We start from the raw sequence: 15964 nt of genomic DNA, 5'->3' as shown, positions 1-15964 counted from the left end.
GCACTCCGCAGACAGAGAATGTTTCTCTGTTATACCGCCTCACAATTGATTGATGCAAGGCGGTTGCGGGAAAAGGCTTTGAAATTCAGTGGGCTGTCAGAGACTCGCGCAGCGCCTGAATAACAGGAGACGTATCGGGACGCACACCGCGCCAGATCAGGAAGGCTTCAGCGGCCTGCTCGACCAGCATCCCAAGACCGTCCATGACCCGGCCCGCGCCTTGGGCCTGTGCCCAACGACAGAACGGAGTGGGCTCGGCGCCATACATCATGTCATAGCAGGCTGTGTGAGCACTTACTGTCGCTTCGGGAACCGGTGGCAGCTTTCCCTGCAGGCTGGCAGAGGTGCCGTTGATGATCAGGTCAAAGGCGGTTGCCGGAATGGCATCAAAACCACAGCCTGTTACACCGGCGGCCGAATCAAACAGCTGCGCCAATGCTTCGGCTCGGGCAGGGGTGCGGTTGGCGATCAGGATAGAGCCAGCACCCGCGGCCAGCAGCGGCTGAAGTACGCCGCGAACGGCGCCACCCGCACCGAGGATCAGCACCCGAGCCCCCTCAAGGTCGACTTCATTATTGTCGGCCAGATCACGCACCAGACCGATGCCATCGGTGTTGTCACCGGCAAGGCGACCATCTTCGAGGCGATACAGGGTGTTAACCGCGCCCGCCAGCTCAGCGCGTTCACTGCGCCACTGCGCCAGCGCCCAGGCCCGTTCCTTGAACGGCACCGTGATATTCAATCCCTTGCCATTGCCCTGCAAAAAATCCTCAACAGCCGCCTCAAGCGCATCCTCATTAATATGCTCGGCGCTGTAGCTCAGATCCTGTGCCGTTTGCTGCGCGAAACGAGCATGAATCTGAGGTGATTTGCTGTGGGCTATCGGATTGCCAAACACGGCATAGCGGTCGGTCATGTTATACATCCAGCCAGTTGCGCGGTTTCAGGTAACGTTCATACAGCACGGCTTCCTCGGTGTCAGGCTCAGGCTGCCAGTTGTAGTCCCAACGCACCTCCGGCGGCAACGACATCAGGATAGACTCGGTGCGACCTCCAGACTGTAACCCGAAGAGAGTTCCACGGTCGTATACGAGGTTGAACTCCACATAGCGTCCACGTCGATGCAACTGAAAATCACGCTGCCGCTCGCCATATGGCATATCCTTGCGTTTTTCGATGATCGGCACGATCGCCGGTACATAGGCATCGCCGATGGCACGCATCAAGCCAAAACTGTCGTCAAAGCCAAGCTCATTAAGGTCATCAAAAAACAGACCGCCGATACCACGTGGCTCCTGACGGTGCTTGAGGTAAAAATAGTCATCACACCACTGCTTGAAACGCGGATAGATATCGTCACCGAAAGGAGCACAGGCGTCGTGCGCGACCTGATGCCAGTGTCGACAGTCATCGTCGTTGCCGTAATAGGGAGTCAGATCGAAGCCACCGCCAAACCACCAGACCGGTGCTTCTCCTTCCTTTTCGGCAATAAAAAAGCGCACGTTGGCATGGGAAGTGGGTACATAGGGGTTGTGAGGATGGATGACCAGTGACACACCCATCGCCTCGAAGCTGCGACCGGCCAACTCTGGACGGTGAGCCGTTGCTGAGCCCGGCAACGCCTTGCCATAAACGTGAGAAAAATTGACCCCGCCTTTTTCAATCACGCCGCCCTGACTGATTACTCGACTGCGACCACCGCCGCCTTCGGCACGTTCCCAGCTGTCCTCAACGAACCGCGTCTTGCCATCAGCCTGCTCCAAAGCAGCACAGATACGCTCCTGCAGATCGAGCAGATAACGTTTTACTTCTTGGGTATCAGGGACGGACATATATAATCTCCATTCTCAAGAAAGTAAGTATTTACTTCCGCTATAGAGCTTTAAATTTAGAGTTTCATCGTAATAAAAAGACTGAGTAGGCAAAAGAAAGGGCGCACGCCTTATTAAAAAATACCCGCAGGCGTAGTCAATACTCACTTCGCCCACGGGACTCTCTAGAGCAGCCTGGATGAATAGCTCAATTTGCCAGCTGAGCCAATGCCCATTCGGCAACCACGCTGTCTTCTGCATCCAGATGAGCACCCAGCGCCTGCAGGCTTTCAGCAAGAGTAGGCGCATCAGGCCGACAGATGTTGACGTGACCTACCTTACGTCCCGGACGGATCTCCTTGCCGTACCAGTGTACATGCGCACCCTGTACGTTCAGCCATTCAGGCTTCCAGTTGCGACCCAGCAGGTTGTACATAACCGAGACACCACTGACTTCGGGGGTAATCAGCGGCAACCCTGCCAGTGCGCGCAGGTGCAGCTCAAACTGGCTGATGCTGGCGCCTTCCTGAGTCCAGTGACCGGAGTTGTGTACCCTGGGCGCCAACTCGTTGACCAGCAGCTTGCCGTCCACTACAAAACACTCCATCGCCATCACACCGATGTAGCCTTCGTCATCCATGATGCGACCCAGCCAGGCTTCGGCATCACGCTGCTGTTCGGCGGGTATGGGCAGGCCGGCAATGCTGGCACGCAAAATGCCATCCTGGTGCCAGTTGCAGGTAAGGGGATAAAACACCTTTTCACCAGCGGCATTGCGGGCACCGACCAGTGAAACCTCATGGCTGAACGGAATCATCGCCTCGGCAATGCACTCACCCGCCCACTCAGCTTCGGGCTGATCGCCTTTCTGCCAACGCCACTGACCACGGCCGTCATAGCCACCGCGGCGGCGTTTAACGATAACGCGTTCGCCCACCGACTCCAGCTGTGCCTGCAGATCATCGCCTTCGAGGGACAGCCAGGAGGAGGTCGGGACCTGCAGACGATCGAGCAGCGACTTCTGCCGCTGACGGTCGACCACCATGTGCAGAGCAACCTTATTACGAAAGTTGGGGTGCTGTTTAAGCTGCAAGCCGCTGACGCTGTCAGACCAGTGTTCGATCTCAACCGTGATCACATCATCCGCACGCAGTTCCAGCTGCACGTCAGCGTTGGGATCAACCGGCATCACTTCCAGTTGCATGGGTGCACCGGCCTGCTGCAACATCTGGCCCAACTGGCCGTTACCGGCTACGACGATTCGTGGCAGCATCACTCAACCTCGCGGATCGGGATTATCAAGTACGGTTTGCGTCTGAGCCTGACGCCAGTCTGCCAGGCGCTGTCCCAGCGCGGAATCTCGAGTCGCCAGAATCTGGGCAGCCAGAAGACCGGCATTGAAGGCACCGGCGCCACCGATGGCCAGAGTACCGACCGGAACGCCACGCGGCATCTGCACAATCGACAGCAGGCTGTCCTGACCACTGAGCGCCTTGCTCTGAACCGGAACACCCAGCACCGGCACGAGCGTCTTGGCAGCAATCATCCCGGGCAGGTGTGCAGCGCCACCCGCACCTGCAATGATCACCTCAATACCATTGGCAGCCGCGGTTTCGGCAAAGCGGAACATTTTGTCAGGGGTGCGATGGGCTGACACCACTTCTGTGTGATACTCGACACCCAGGGTGTCCAGAATTGTTGCCGCCTCTTCCATGGTGGGCCAGTCTGAACGTGATCCCATCACGATCGCCACTTTTGCGCTCATCGGTTATCTACTCCCGTCATCACTCTGACAGCACCGGCCGCCTGGCGGCTCCGGTACAATCCGGTCGGGTTTTCCGGCCGGACCGGAAAACGGAAAGGCGGAATTATAGCAAGCACTGAGGCAAAATTCCCCACTGGATCAGCGGATACGACACACCCGCGAGGCGGTCAGTTCTATCAGACCTTCCAGTTGCAGCTGCATCAGCAGCGCCTGCAGGCGAGGCAGGGGCAAATCAGACTGGCCGGCCAGCGTATCCAGCCAGATCGGTTCCCAAGGAATTTTTTGCAACAGCTGCTGCAACTCAGGTGCCAATGGCGCGCTTTGCGAAGAAGCCTGATGACGAGTCGGCTCTTGTACCAACAGCCCCAGAATACTGCCCACCTGTTCAACCACGTGGTCAATCGTTTCAACCAGCGTGGCTCCCTCCCGAATCAGCGCGTGGCAGCCACGGCTCAGCGGGTTGTGGATAGAGCCCGGGATGGCAAACACTTCGCGCCCCTGTTCCAGGGCTTGTCGCGCGGTGATCAGGGAACCGCTGCGCAACGCAGCCTCCACCACCAGCGTACCGATTGACAGGCCACTGATAATTCGATTTCGACGTGGGAAGTGCCCCGGCAGCGGTGCTGTTCCTGGCGGGTATTCCGAAACCAGCACACCGCCAGTAGCCAGAATCTGCTCTGACAGCCGTTGATGGCGCCGCGGATAGATGCGATCGACCCCGGTCCCGAGTACGGCAACGGTGGCACTATCAACATCCAAACATGCCTGATGTGCCGCCGCATCAATCCCCAGTGCAAGGCCGCTACAGGCGATGACACCGGACTGCGCAAGTGCGGAGGCAAAATCATATGCCAGTTGTACGCCACTTCGACTGGCATGCCGACTGCCGACAATGCCCAACTGCGGCGCATTCAGTGCTGCCACTTCCCCCTTGATCCACAGTACCAGCGGTGGGTCTGGAATAGCCGCCAACAACTCGGGGTAATCGGCGTGGCTGAACCCCAACACCTTAATGCCCAGTGTATCAGCCTGCTGCAAGAGCTGATCCGCCTCAGTGAATCGGGCGCCTTGATATTGGAACTGGTGTATCGCCTCGAGCGTATCGCGGCGTAACCGAATGGTGGAGGGCAGGGCGATTTCGGCTCTGAGCAGCCGTGTGATGCAGACACCTTCCTGGCGGAGTCGCGCCAGCGTTGCCGGGCCAATACCCGGCAGTTGGCTGGCAGCGATCCACTCCCTTGGATCGCTCATAACTACTGTTCCTTAACGTCCCGGGGCGCGCAACTCGTCGCCGACAGAGATCACATTGGTCGCCTTGAGTACCAGACCGTAGCTGACACGCTCGAACGCCTTGAACACCATCAGCTCACCGGCACGCTCTGCCGGCAGCGCAACAACTTCTTCCGTCACCGGATCCTTAACCAGCTCGCCTTTTTTGTAAACCGCGAATACATGGCCAGGCTCAACACCATCCGCTGCACCGAAGCTCAGTGCCACGGCGTCAAATTGACCAACCTTAGCGACACCACCCAGTACATCAATGATAACAGCGTCGGTCAGATCAGGGCCCGGTTGAGGGTGGAAGATTGACTGAATTCGCTCTTCTCCACTGGGCAGCAGGCGATCCAGTTTACGCACCTCTTCACGGCTGTTACGAAGATCCAGTGTCAGGATGTCCTCATCTCGAGATGTAATCTGCGCATCTGCCACCTTGTACAGCTCGAAACCCAAGAACTCACCGGTTACAGGATGATGGTATTCACGCGCCGGACGATAAAGGCTCTGGATCTGGATATTTTCATCCACAGGTATGCCACGGGCGTACACGCGATCACCTGCCCCGGCGATAATGCTCTCGTTGCGACCACCGATAACATAGGGAGCTGTTTCAACCACATCCTGCTCTGTCACAATATTGTCGTTCAGGAAGCTTGCGATATCGCGCAGCGGAATTGCCGGAATCGGCTGATCCAGAGGCTGAACCCTAACCTGCGGGCTCAGTTTGCGAACACCGCGCCTGACGCCCAGTCGCGGCTGGCCATCAACCCATGTCAGGTAAACCACATCACCAGGATAGATCAGATGAGGGTTGTCAATCTGCGGGTTAACATCCCACACCTCGGGCCAGCGCCAGGGGCTCTGCAGAAACCGGCCTGAAATATGCCAAAGGGTATCTCCCTTGACTACAACGTATTCTGTCGGGTGCCCATCCTGGAGCTGTATCCGGTCGGCACGTTCCGCTGCGGTCGCGACACCCGCCCATAACAGGCAGGCCCCAACCAAGCCATAAAGCAATCCTCTCATTCTTCCGCTCCCTTGTAGTTTCTGGCCCGGGCAACCCGCCACACAAGCGTGCTTGAAGGCCGCAAAGCAATGCATCAGGCAAGTTATTCAGTATAATGATGGCAGATCAAACTTTTTGCCACTAAACAGCCGGATTTTAACCTCCGACAAAGCAGATTACCTATGGCTAAGCTCAATATTCTTGAATTTCCTGATCCGCGTCTACGCACTATCGCGGAATCCGTCGAACAAGTGGATGATACGATCCGTCAACTGGTCGATGATATGTTTGAAACCATGTATGACGCCCCGGGTATCGGTCTTGCCGCCACTCAGGTAAATGTACACAAGCGTGTCGTCACCATCGATATCTCTGAAGATGGCAGTGAGCCTCTGGTGCTGATCAACCCGGAGTTCACCGTATTGCAGGATGAATTGGAGCAGATGCAGGAAGGCTGCCTCTCTGTACCCGGCTTCTACGAGGATGTTGAGCGTCCCAATCGCATCCTGCTTAAAGCGCTGGACCGTGACGGCAACCCTTATGAGCTGGAAGCGGAAGGGCTGCTGGCCGTGTGTATCCAGCACGAACTGGATCATCTCAACGGCAAGTTGTTCGTAGATTACCTGACTGCGCTCAAACGCAATCGCATTCGCGGCAAGCTGGAGAAAAAGCACCGGCTTGAAGCCCATCAGGCCTGATCCGGCCACGTGTTCTTAAACAGGTTTGCACACGCAAGCCTGTTTTTGTATGGAGCCCAACCATGAGTGATACACCGCTGCGCATCATCTTTGCCGGCACCCCCGATTTCGCCGCCAGCTGTCTGGATGCCCTGCTCAAGACCAAACACAACATTGTGGCAGTTTATACTCAGCCGGACCGCCCGGCAGGGCGTGGCCGCAAGCTGCGTCCCGGCCCGGTCAAGGCACTGGCTCAACAGCATGACCTGCCGGTATTTCAACCTCTGTCACTCAAGGACCTGGCTGAGCAACAGGCACTGCGCGAACTGAACGCAGACCTGATGGTGGTAGTGGCATACGGCTTACTGCTGCCACAGGCAGTTCTGGATGCACCACGTCTGGGTTGCATCAACGTACACGCATCTCTGCTGCCGCGCTGGCGCGGGGCCGCTCCGATTCATCGCGCCCTTCTGGCTGGTGACAACACAACCGGGATTACCATCATGCAGATGGACGCCGGCCTTGATACCGGTGACATGCTGAGCAAGGTTGAATGCCCGATTCTGGCTGACGATACCAGCGGGAGCCTGCATGATCGTCTGGCCGACCTTGGGGCGAGAGCACTGGTGGAGTGTCTCACACCTCTTGCAGCCGGCACACTTGTTCCGGAAGTGCAGGATGGCAGCCAGGCCTGCTATGCACACAAGCTGGAAAAGCAGGAAGCACAAATCGACTGGTCGCAACCTGCAGAGCTTATCGTACGCTGTGTACGTGGTTTCAACCCATGGCCGGTGGCGTATACCCGCCTTGGCGATGACAACCTTCGAGTGTGGGCCGCTACCGCGGACCTCCACGAACCTGAAGCAGCCGTACCCGGCACCATTGTCGAATCCTCTGCCGACACCGTACGCGTGGCCACCGGCAAAGGCAGTGTATTACTGACCGAACTGCAGCTGCCCGGTGGCAAGCCACAACCGATCAAAACGCTCATGAACGCCCATCAGGCACGCTTTGCTACTGGAGTTAAACTTGGCTGATTCCATCAATGTCCGAGCGCTGGCCGCCAAGGTACTGGCCCCCTTGCTGCGTCAGCATGGTTCCCTCAGCAGCCATCTGCCCGATGCCCTGCAGCACTGCCCAGAACAGGACCGAGCCCTGTTACAGCAACTCTGCTTCGGCACCATGCGAGAACTGTTCCGGCTTGAGGTGATTGCCGACAGTCTGTTGAAAAAACCCTTTCAGGACCGTGACTATGAGCTGCAGGCCCTGCTGTTAATCGGGCTATGGCAGCTGCGCCACAGCCGCATTCCAGCTCATGCCGCGCTGAACGAGACCGTCGATGCCACATCAGCACTCAATCATGACTGGGCCCGCAAGCTGATCAACGCGGTTCTGCGTCGCTACCAGCGTGAAGCTGAACAGCTTGAAGCAGGGTTTGCAGACAATCCACAGTTCCACTGGAACCACCCGCAATGGATGATCAGCAAACTGGAGCACAACTGGCCTGAACACTGGCAGGGAATTCTTGCTGCCAATGACCAGCAGGCCCCCATGACCCTCAGAGTTAATAAGCGCCAACTTACACTGGAGAGTGCAAAAAGCAAGCTGCAGGGCGCAGAGATACCCGCTCAACAGGGCCATTTCAGTGATACCGCACTGGTGCTTGAGCACGCCGTAGATGTACGCCGTATTCCCGGTTTCGATCAGGGCTGGTTCAGCGTACAGGATGAAGCCGCTCAGTTGTCGGCCGGGCTTCTGGACGCAAGAGCAGGGCAGCGCGTATTGGATGCATGCGCCGCACCTGGTGGCAAACTGTGCCACCTTCTTGAGGCCACACCTGGCCTGCAGGATGTTGTCGCCGTCGAACTGGAACCCGCACGAGCACAACGCATTACCGATAACCTTATGCGCCTGGGACTGGAGCTTGAATGCCGACTGCTGACCGCTGACGCCACCAGTCAGGACTGGTGGGACCGACAACCCTTTGACCGCATTCTGATCGATGCACCCTGCAGTGGCACCGGTGTAATTCGCCGTCACCCCGATATCAAGCTGTTGCGCCGTGGCGAAGACATTAACGCACTGGCACAGGTACAACTCAGCATCCTCAGCAACCTCTGGCCGATGCTGGCGCCAGGCGGACGCCTGGTGTACGCCACTTGCTCGGTATTCAGCCAGGAGAATGAGCGCATCATTGAGCGCTTCATCAAACAGCACCCTGAGGCATGCCATGTGCCAATTAATGCCAGCTGGGGCATATCAAGGCCTTACGGCCGCCAGCTGTTTCCTCAGCCTGGAAGCCATGATGGCTTCTATTATGCTGTTCTGACCAAAACGGAGGAGCGCATAGCCTCATGAAGATCATCATTCTGGGTGCCGGCCAGGTGGGCGGATCTCTGGCTGAACACCTTGCCAACGAAGCCAATGACATCACCGTTATTGATACGGATACAGCTCGCCTGCGTGAACTTCAGGATCGGCTTGATATTCGCACAGTAGAGGGCAAGGCTTCCTATCCATCCGTACTGGATCAGGCCGGCGCACAGGATGCCGACATGTTGATTGCGGTCACCAACAGTGACGAAGTCAATATGATCGCCTGTCAGATCGCTCGCGGACTGTTCAACATCCCGACCAAAATTGCGCGCGTACGTGAACACGATTACCTGCAGAAGGATCACGCCATCTTCAGCAGCGACAAGGGGATTCCGGTTGATGTTCTGATCAGCCCAGAAGAGCTGGTAACCCAACACATCAAGCGTATGATCCAGTACCCCGGTGCACTTCAGGTATTGGACTTTGCGGGCGGGCAGGCCCAGCTGGTAGCGGTCAAGGCCTACTATGGCGGCCCACTGGTAGGGCGTGAAATATCCTTCCTGCGTTCGCACATGCCTAATATCGATACACGTGTTGCCGCTATTTTTCGTCAGGACCACCCCATGATCCCCAAGGGGGACACCGTCATTGAAGCCGATGACGAGGTGTTCTTCATCGCGGCACGGCGCGATATCCGTGCAGTGATGAGCGAGCTACGCCGCCTGGACCGCTCCTACAAACGCATCATCATTGCCGGTGGCGGCAATATCGGCGCTCGCCTGGCAAGCTCTATTGAAAATGACTACCAGGTCAAGTTGATCGAACGCAACCTGTCACGCTGCAATCTGTTGGCACGCGACCTCAACAACACCATTGTGCTGCACGGCAGTGCCTCCGATCGTGATCTTCTGATTGAGGAAAACATCGAAGACACGGATGTGTTCTGCGCCCTGACCAACGACGATGAAGCCAACATCATGGCCTCCATGCTGGCCAAACGCCTGGGGGCACGCACTGTGATGACCCTGATCAACAATCCAGCCTATGTCGATCTGGTGCAGGGCGGCGTTATCGATATCGCCATATCACCCCAGCAAACCACCATTGGCGCACTTCTTACACATGTCCGCCGTGGTGATGTAGCAGCCGTGCATTCGCTGCGTCGCGGCGCCGCTGAAGCACTGGAAGCGGTTGCTCATGGTGACCGCAAGAGCTCCAAAGTGGTTGGGCGCGCAATTGAGGAGATCGATCTGCCACCGGGTACCACGATCGGTGCCATCATCCGTGGCAATGAAGTCTTGATCGCCCACGACGATCTGATCATCGAGAACGATGATCATGTCATTCTGTTTTTGGTCGATAAACGGCGTATTGCGGAAGTCGAGCGCCTGTTCCAGGTAGGCCTGGCTTTCTTCTGAGGCGACAGTATGCATTTTTATGTCATTTTACGGATCCTCGGCATACTGCTGATGATCTTCAGCATCACCCAGCTGCCACCCTTGGGGGTGTCGCTGTTCTATGACGATGCCACACACTGGGCATTCATCTCCGCCTTTGCCATTACGCTTGCGACCGGTTTTATCATCTGGGTACCGGTTTACACCGCCAAGCAGGAGCTCAGTATCCGTGATGGTTTTCTTGTTACCGTACTGTTCTGGACGGTGCTGGGGGTGTTCGGTTCGCTGCCACTGATGCTGGCCGAGTCACCGGGACTGACAGCGGTTGATGCCGTTTTCGAATCGATTTCAGGCCTGACGACTACAGGTGCCACCGTCATGACGGGGCTTGATAAGTTACCGCACTCCATTCTCTATTATCGCCAGCAGCTTCAATGGTTGGGTGGCATGGGGATTATCGTGCTGGCAGTTGCCATTCTCCCCATGCTGGGTATCGGGGGCATGCAGCTGTACCGCGCCGAGGCTCCGGGGCCGGTCAAGGACAACAAACTGACACCACGCATCACGGAAACCGCAAAGGCACTCTGGTATATCTACCTGTCCCTGACCATCGCCTGCGCCGCGGCATATTGGCTTGCTGGCATGACGCCGTTCGATGCCATCGGCCACAGCTTTTCCACGGTCGCCATCGGTGGCTTTTCCACCCATGACGCCAGTATTGGCCATTTCGACAGCGCCATCATCGAGTCCATCGGCATCTTTTTCATGGTGGTAGCCGGCATCAACTTTGGCCTGCACTTTTTTGCCTGGCGGCACCATACGCTGACACACTATCTGAAAGATCCCGAGGTACAGTTTTACCTGTCACTGCTCGGTCTTGTGATCCTGCTGACACTGTTTGTGCTGGTAATGACTCACACCTATCCTGCGGTAGAAGCTCTGCGCAAAGCCGCTTTCATGGTGGTTTCCGTTGCCACGACTACCGGCTATGCCACGGCAGATTTTGCTCACTGGCCTGCCATGCTACCGTTCATGCTGTTTGTATTGGCTTTCGTAGGGGGCTGTGCCAGTTCGACCGCCGGTGGCATGAAGGCGATTCGTGTCCTGTTGATACTGAAGCAGGGCTATCGTGAGATTCTGCGCCTGATTCATCCCAACGCCGTCATTCCAGTCAAGCTCGGACAGAGACCCATTCCGGATCGAATTCTACAGGCAGTGTGGGGGTTCTTTTCAGTCTATCTGATCGTATTCGTGGTCATGCTGATCGCTTTGCTGGCAACCGGGCTGGACCAGATCACCGCTTGGTCAGCCGTGGGGGCAACCCTCAACAACCTGGGCCCCGGACTGGGCGACGTATCCGCCCATTTCGGCGGACTTAACCCCACCGCAAAATGGATCCTGTGTCTGGCGATGCTGCTGGGGCGTCTTGAAGTATTCACCATGCTGGTACTGTTCACGCCTGCCTTCTGGCGCAGGTGATCAGTCGTAAAAGCGTGGCATACCTTCAGGCTGATGACTGAAGCGGCGGTACTCCCATTGGTATTGGGCGGGCAGGGCGCGAACACAGGCTTCCACTGAGCGGTTCATAGCCGTGGCAGCCTGTATCAAATCCTTGCTGTTGATCTCATGTTCAGCCCGTCGAAAATGCAGATCAAACCCCTCAGCCTGCGGCAGACGCTCGGCATAGCCACAAATTACGACCGCACCGGTCTGAGCAGCCAACTGCGGCAGCAGCTTCATAGTCAGAGCCTGATTGCCAAAAAAAGGCACATGAATTCCGCCGCTGGCCTCCGGCTCCTGATCCGGCAGAATACCCACCATCTCACCACGTCGCAGTGCCTTCATCACCATTCGCACACCCCGAGTATCAGCCGGGGCCATCCGGGTGCCCAGCCGCGCGCGCATACGCTTGATCAGGTCATCCATCAGCTTAAGTCGCGGCGGCTTATACATGGCAGTAAAGGGATAGTGGGCTGACAGCCACAGATTAAGCACCTCCCAGTTGCCCAGGTGAGGGGCTATCAGGATGACGCCCTTGCCCTGTGCAACCGCCTCACTGACGATCTCTTGGTTATGAATTTGACGTATTTTTTTCAGCGTACGCTTGGCCGGCCACAGCCAGGCCATCCCCATTTCACATAGTGAACAGCCCGTTTGCCTCAGGCTTTCATGCACCAGTTGATCCTGTGCATCCAGGTCCAGCTCAGGAAAGCAGCGGCTGATATTGCGCCGAGTCTGGAACGTCATCTTGGCCTTTTCGCCCTTGCGCCACTGCCGATTCCCGAGCCATCGCCCCAGCCCCTGAGAGGCCTTCAATGGCAGCAGGGACAGCAGCCCAAGCACCAGAACCGCCAGTATCGCCTTGACCTGTTTCAATTCGCTCTCCGTCACATTCATATACTGAGTCGATGATTATAAATCACCGGCATGGTTGATGGCGAAAATGCACGCAGATGATGTGACTGAGTCACTTATTCAGTAGCCGTGCAACAGGTCATAAAACCTGCAGATCATGTATAATTCGGCTCTAATTTCGACCACATCCAACAACAATGGTGATTTCCGTGACTGACAAGGTGACTCCAGACGTTAGCACATTCCAGGGACTGATCCTGGCCCTGCAACAATACTGGGCCGAACAGGGCTGTGTCATCGTGCAGCCACTGGACCTGGAGGTGGGCGCCGGTACTTTCCACCCCTGTACGTTCCTGCGCGCCATCGGCCCCGAGACCTGGCGTTCTGCCTACGTACAGCCAAGCCGCCGTCCAACTGATGGCCGTTATGGTGAAAACCCCAACCGCCTGCAACACTACTACCAGTTCCAGACTGTGCTCAAACCCTCTCCCGACAACATTCAGGAACTGTATCTCGGTTCACTTGAGCGACTAGGGATCGATCTGTCGATCCATGATGTGCGCTTTGTCGAAGACAACTGGGAATCACCAACGCTTGGTGCGTGGGGCCTGGGCTGGGAAGTATGGCTCAATGGTATGGAAGTAACACAGTTCACGTACTTCCAACAGGCCGGCGGCCTTGAATGCTATCCGGTCACCGGTGAAATCACCTACGGGCTTGAGCGCATTGCCATGTACCTGCAGGACGTAGACAGCATCTATGACCTGGTCTGGGCACGCTACCCGGATGGCAGCACCGTCAGTTATGGTGATGTATTCCATCAGAACGAAGTGGAGATGTCGGCTTACAACTTTGAACATGCTGATGTACCGGCGCTGTTCCGCAACTTTGACCACTACGAATCCGAATGCCAGAAATTGCTGGCTGCCGACCTGCCGCTGCCAGCCTATGAGATGGTGCTGAAGGCCTCACATACATTCAACCTGCTCGATGCTCGTCACGCCATCTCCGTTACCGAGCGCCAGCGTTATATTCTGCGTGTCCGTACGCTGGCCCGTGATGTCGCCAGTGCCTATTTCGAGAAGCGCCGCGCACTTGGTTTCCCGCTGGCCCCTGAAGCGATCCGGGCAGAAGTCCTGTCTGCCTGCGAGGAGGATAAATAATGTCTCAGCATGATTTCCTGGTTGAACTGGGCACCGAAGAGCTGCCACCCAAGGCGCTGAAAACTCTTTCTGATGCGTTCCTTAGCGGCATCACTTCAGGCCTTGATGCAGCCGGCATCACCTATACGACCGCAACACCTTTTGCGTCACCACGCCGCCTGGCCGTTCTGATCAGCAACATCCAGCCACAGCAGCCCGACCGCAGCATTGAAAAGCGCGGCCCGGCCACTCAGGCACCCGAGAAGGCCGTGCAGGGTTTTGCAGGCTCCTGCGGCGTCAGCACCGACCAACTCGAAGTGATGGAGACACCCAAAGGCAGCTACTACGTCTATCGCGGCGTGGAGAAAGGGCAGAGCACCGCTGCTCTGCTGCCTGAGATCATCAGTGAATCCCTGCACAAACTGCCCATCCCCAAACGCATGCGCTGGGGCTCTTCCCGCACCGAATTTGTACGCCCGGTCAAATGGCTTATCATGCTGTTGGGTGATGAGGTTGTTGATGCCGAAGTACTCGGCCTCAAGGCTGGACGTAAAACCCGCGGCCACCGCTTCCACTATAACCATGAGATCGAGATCATGGTGCCGGCCGACTACCAGCAGACGCTGCTGGATACCGGCAAGGTCATTGCTGACTTCGCTGCCCGCCGTGAAATAATCCGCGAACAGGTTATTCGCGAAGGCGCGCGCATCGGCGGTACAACCCAGATTGATGAGGATCTTCTGGATGAAGTGACAGCGCTGAACGAGTGGCCCGTTGCCTTGACCGGTCGTTTTGAAGAGCGCTTCCTTGACGTTCCAGCCGAAGCTCTGATCTCCTCCATGAAGGAAAATCAGAAGTACTTCCACGCGCTTGATGCCGAAGGCAAACTGATGCCTTACTTCATCACACTGGCCAACATCGAATCCAAAGACCCGCAGCAGGTTATAGAGGGTAACGAGAAAGTTATTCGCCCGCGCCTTGCAGATGCCGCATTCTTCTTTGATACCGACAAGAAGCAGCCTCTTGAGGCCCGCATCGAAAAGCTCAAGAGTGTTGTTTTCCAGCAGCAACTCGGCACCATTTATGAGAAAACCCAACGCATCGAAGGACTCGCAGCCGCCATTGCCAATCTGATTGGTGGCGACAGCCAGTATGCTCAGCGCGCTGCCTCTTTGAGCAAGTGCGACCTGATGACAGACATGGTGTTTGAATTCACTGAACTGCAGGGCCTGATGGGCTATCACTATGCACTGCATGATGGCGAAGCCGAAGAGGTCGCTCAGGCACTGGACGAGCAGTACATGCCCCGTTTCGCCGGTGACAGCCTGCCTTCGACTCGCACAGGCATTGCACTCGCCATCGCTGACCGCCTGGACACGCTGACCGGTTTGTTTGGCATTAACCAGCCGCCTACCGGCTCAAAGGATCCTTTCGCCCTGCGGCGTGCCGCCCTCGGTGTTCTGCGTATCATTGTTGAGCATAAACTCGATATGGATCTGCACGAACTGCTCAGCATCGCTGTTGCTCAGCACCAAGATCTGCCCGCTGCTGAAGGCCTAGCGGATCGGGTGCTTGATTTCATGCTCGATCGCTTCCGTGCCTGGTACGATGACCGCGGCATCAGTGCTGAAACGTTCCTTTCAGTACATGCACTTCGTCCCACCAGCCCACTGGACTTTGATCGCCGCATTGATGCCGTTAACCACTTCCGCAACCTGCCGGAAGCGGCAACACTGGCCTCTGCCAACAAGCGAGTCAGCAATATCCTGACAAAGCAGGGCGGTGACATCTCTACTGACACAAACCCTTCACTGCTGCATGAACAAGCTGAACGTGAGCTTTGTGAGCAGCTTGATGCGATTGAGCGCGAAATCACACCACTGTTTGAACGTGGTGAATACCGAAACGCACTTGAGCGCCTGGCTCAGCTGCGCCAGAGTGTCGATAACTTCTTTGATCAGGTAATGGTGATGGCGGATGATGAAGCGCTCAAACTTAATCGCCTTGCCTTGCTGGCTCGTCTGCGCCGACTATTCCTTGGCGTGGCCGACATATCACTGCTTGGATAAACTTTAGGCATAATCAAGAAACCCCGCATCGCGGGGTTTTTTTTTGCTTCGCACTTAATGTTTCACGTGGAACATGTAAGCGCCGAAACTAAAGCTGCCCCGATTAGAGTTTATACAGCTGCCTGGCAAAACATGTACAAATGGCTCG

14 protein-coding genes are annotated in these 15964 nt (G+C 56.5%); 7 read left to right on the top strand and 7 right to left on the bottom strand.

Features of this window, described 5'->3' with window-relative positions; translation table 11 throughout:
* Positions 1 to 85: 85 nt before the first annotated feature.
* The 6 genes from aroE to ABIE61_RS09725 all read right to left on the bottom strand — a co-directional run bounded on the left by aroE (position 86) and on the right by ABIE61_RS09725 (position 5880).
* Positions 86 to 916: a shikimate dehydrogenase gene (aroE, locus tag ABIE61_RS09750; protein WP_354408931.1), complete on the bottom strand. Its 831-nt coding sequence runs from the start codon at positions 914 to 916 to the stop codon at positions 86 to 88.
* Between the two features lies 1 nt (position 917).
* Positions 918 to 1832 (bottom strand): oxygen-dependent coproporphyrinogen oxidase, encoded by a 915-nt coding sequence (gene hemF, locus ABIE61_RS09745; protein WP_354408928.1) that lies wholly within the window; start codon positions 1830 to 1832, stop codon positions 918 to 920.
* A 187-nt stretch (positions 1833 to 2019) separates the two neighbouring features.
* On the bottom strand, positions 2020 to 3084 hold the full coding sequence (purK, locus tag ABIE61_RS09740; protein ID WP_354408925.1) for a 5-(carboxyamino)imidazole ribonucleotide synthase: 1065 nt from the start codon (positions 3082 to 3084) through the stop codon (positions 2020 to 2022).
* 3 nt (positions 3085 to 3087) lie between these two features.
* Positions 3088 to 3576 (bottom strand): 5-(carboxyamino)imidazole ribonucleotide mutase, encoded by a 489-nt coding sequence (purE, locus tag ABIE61_RS09735; protein WP_354408923.1) that lies wholly within the window; start codon positions 3574 to 3576, stop codon positions 3088 to 3090.
* 138 nt (positions 3577 to 3714) lie between these two features.
* Positions 3715 to 4827 carry a DNA-processing protein DprA gene (gene dprA, locus ABIE61_RS09730; RefSeq protein WP_354408920.1) on the bottom strand — a complete coding sequence of 371 codons (1113 nt, stop codon included), beginning with the start codon at positions 4825 to 4827 and terminating at the stop codon, positions 3715 to 3717.
* Between the two features lie 12 nt (positions 4828 to 4839).
* Positions 4840 to 5880 carry a LysM peptidoglycan-binding domain-containing protein gene (locus ABIE61_RS09725; protein WP_091827510.1) on the bottom strand — a complete coding sequence of 347 codons (1041 nt, stop codon included), beginning with the start codon at positions 5878 to 5880 and terminating at the stop codon, positions 4840 to 4842.
* A gap of 162 nt (positions 5881 to 6042) precedes the next feature.
* Here ABIE61_RS09725 and def point away from each other — a divergent pair, with 162 nt between their 5' ends.
* From def to ABIE61_RS09700, 5 genes are all read left to right on the top strand, one after another.
* Positions 6043 to 6558, top strand: coding sequence for a peptide deformylase (gene def / locus ABIE61_RS09720; RefSeq protein WP_091827511.1), 516 nt, complete (start codon positions 6043 to 6045; stop codon positions 6556 to 6558).
* Between the two features lie 62 nt (positions 6559 to 6620).
* Entirely contained in the window at positions 6621 to 7574 is a 954-nt protein-coding gene (fmt, locus tag ABIE61_RS09715; protein ID WP_206837680.1) for a methionyl-tRNA formyltransferase, read from the top strand.
* Positions 7567 to 8895: a 16S rRNA (cytosine(967)-C(5))-methyltransferase RsmB gene (rsmB, locus tag ABIE61_RS09710; protein WP_354408915.1), complete on the top strand. Its 1329-nt coding sequence runs from the start codon at positions 7567 to 7569 to the stop codon at positions 8893 to 8895. Before fmt ends, rsmB begins: the two co-directional genes overlap by 8 nt.
* Entirely contained in the window at positions 8892 to 10271 is a 1380-nt protein-coding gene (gene trkA, locus ABIE61_RS09705) for a Trk system potassium transporter TrkA (protein ID WP_206837675.1), read from the top strand. The genes rsmB and trkA overlap by 4 nt, the downstream gene beginning before the upstream one ends.
* Before the next feature lie 9 nt (positions 10272 to 10280).
* Positions 10281 to 11729 (top strand): TrkH family potassium uptake protein, encoded by a 1449-nt coding sequence (locus ABIE61_RS09700; RefSeq protein WP_354408911.1) that lies wholly within the window; start codon positions 10281 to 10283, stop codon positions 11727 to 11729.
* Here ABIE61_RS09700 and ABIE61_RS09695 read toward each other — a convergent pair whose 3' ends face one another.
* Complete coding sequence (locus tag ABIE61_RS09695) at positions 11730 to 12626, bottom strand: lysophospholipid acyltransferase family protein (RefSeq protein WP_354408908.1); 897 nt, start codon at positions 12624 to 12626, stop codon at positions 11730 to 11732.
* 176 nt (positions 12627 to 12802) lie between these two features.
* On the opposite strand from ABIE61_RS09695, the gene glyQ reads away from it, so the two are divergent.
* Positions 12803 to 13768, top strand: coding sequence for a glycine--tRNA ligase subunit alpha (gene glyQ / locus ABIE61_RS09690; protein ID WP_091827515.1), 966 nt, complete (start codon positions 12803 to 12805; stop codon positions 13766 to 13768).
* On the top strand, positions 13768 to 15816 hold the full coding sequence (gene glyS, locus ABIE61_RS09685; RefSeq protein ID WP_354408905.1) for a glycine--tRNA ligase subunit beta: 2049 nt from the start codon (positions 13768 to 13770) through the stop codon (positions 15814 to 15816). Before glyQ ends, glyS begins: the two co-directional genes overlap by 1 nt.
* Positions 15817 to 15964: the final 148 nt, after the last annotated feature.

It is taken from the genome of Marinobacterium sp. MBR-111, from assembly GCF_040547585.1.
GTDB lineage: Bacteria > Pseudomonadota > Gammaproteobacteria > Pseudomonadales > Balneatricaceae > Marinobacterium > Marinobacterium iners.
The sequence above is the reverse complement of the archived record's forward strand: the minus strand, read 5'-3'. Positions and strand labels throughout refer to the sequence as shown.